This is a genomic window from Kocuria sp., assembly GCF_030536815.1.
Lineage (GTDB): Bacteria > Actinomycetota > Actinomycetes > Actinomycetales > Micrococcaceae > Kocuria > Kocuria gwangalliensis.
Map to the genome: position 1 here is coordinate 1 of NZ_JAUNPE010000304.1, position 1812 is coordinate 1812.

2 protein-coding genes are annotated in these 1812 nt (G+C 65.0%); both read right to left on the bottom strand.

Annotation, left to right across the window (positions count from 1 at the left end; all coding sequences use genetic code 11):
- The coding region (locus Q4E95_RS13415) for a putative hydro-lyase (RefSeq protein ID WP_303383775.1) at positions 1 to 790 on the bottom strand (790 nt) is incomplete at its 3' end.
- 5 nt (positions 791 to 795) lie between these two features.
- On the bottom strand, positions 796 to 1812 hold a 1017-nt coding region (locus Q4E95_RS13420; protein WP_303383776.1), incomplete at its 5' end, for an NRAMP family divalent metal transporter.

Genomic DNA, 1812 nt, shown 5'->3' on the forward strand with positions numbered 1-1812 from the left:
GGTAGTCGGAGTCCTTGGCGTCCGTGATGAGCATGTGCCCCGGTGCGTGAGAAATCGCGTACTGCGGCCGGGATTCCATCACGGCGGCCTGCGGTGTCACGCCGCACGCCCAGAACACCGGGATGTGACCCGGCTCGATCCGGACGGGGTCGCCGAAATCCGGCTGGTTAACGTCTTTAATGCCCAGCTCCTCGGGGTTGCCCACGTGCACGGGAGCGCCGTGGACGGCGGGATAGCGGGAGGTGACGCGAACGGCGTCGGCCACCTGTGACGCGGGAACCGGACGCATCGAGACCACGAGCGGGCCGGAGAGAGACCCCGCCGGTTCGCAGCGCCGGTTGGTGCGGTACATGGGAACGTTCACGTCCTGGTCGTTATGGGCCATGCGGATGCCGTTGTTCAGCAGGGCGTCCTCGAACGTGAAGGAACAGCCGACCATGAAGGTGACCAGGTCGTCACGCCAGTACTCGGTGATGTCCGTGGGGCGGGCGATGTCGCGGCCGTTCTCGTAGACCACGTACTGCGGGAGGTCCGTGCGGATGTCACCGTCCTTGAGCAGCTCGCCGGTGGTCTCCCCCGCGTCCAACACCCCGAGGACGGGGCACGGTTTGGGGTTGCGTTGGGCGAACAAGAGCACGTCGAAAGCAAGTTCACGCGGAACGATGATGAGGTTGGCCTGCGCGTATCCGGCGGAGATTCCGGACGTGGGACGCAGCAGGCCACGGCGGAAACGTTCCCTGGCCTCCCGGGGTGTAAGACGTGCCAGGTCTGCGTGGTCCGTGATGGTCATGTCCCTCAACTCCACAACTTGGTGAGCCCGGCCAGGGAGTTCCAGCCGAGGAACAGGGTGAGCAGCCACGCGAGCACACCAATGACCAGGAGCCACGTGGGATACACGTACCCGTGCAACAGATCCCGGCGGCGCCAGGCGACCCACAGCAGGATGGCGAAACCGAACGGGAGGATCAGGCCGTTGAACGCCCCCGCGAAGATCAACAGGGTCTGCGGAGCCTGACCGAGTAAGAGGTAGGCAACGGTGCACACGAAAATGAAGGCGACGGTCAACAAGTTTCGGGTGCGTGGACTGCCGGAGGACGTGGTCACGAAGGAGATGGACGTGAAGGCCGCGCCGATCACGGACGTCAGGGCCGCGGCCCACAGCACCACGCCGAAGATCCGCACGCCGATCTCGCCGGCGGCGGCCCCGAACGCTTCGGCGGCCATGTTGTCACTGGTCAGCGCCACACCGCCGGCCACCACGCCGAAAATGGCGAGGAACAACAGCACGCGCATGATGCACGTGACCAGGATGCCCAGCACGGAGGTGCGGCTGATTTGCTTGACGTTCTCCACACCGCTCACGCCCGAGTCGATCATGCGGTGGGCACCCGAATACGTGATGTAGCCGCCCACGGTGCCGCCGATCAAAGTGGTGATCACCAGAAAATCGATTTCCTCGGGGAGCACGGTGTTCTTCAGCGCCAGGCCCACCGGAGGGGCGGCCACGATCGCCACGTAGAGAATCAGCAAGATCATGATGGCGCCCAGCAACACCACAATCCGATCAAGTGCCATGCCGGCTCGTTTGGACAGGAAGATGAGAATCGCAATGGCCGCGGAGATGGCGCCGCCAATCTTGGGGTCCAGCCCGAGCATCGCGTTGAGGCCGAGCCCGGTTCCGGCAATGTTGCCAATGTTGAACACGGCTCCGCCGACGAACACGAGGGCCGCCAGCACAATACCCGCGCCGGGCAGCACCTGACTGCCCAGTTCCTGCGCGCGCCGGCCCGAGACGCCGATCACTCGCCACAC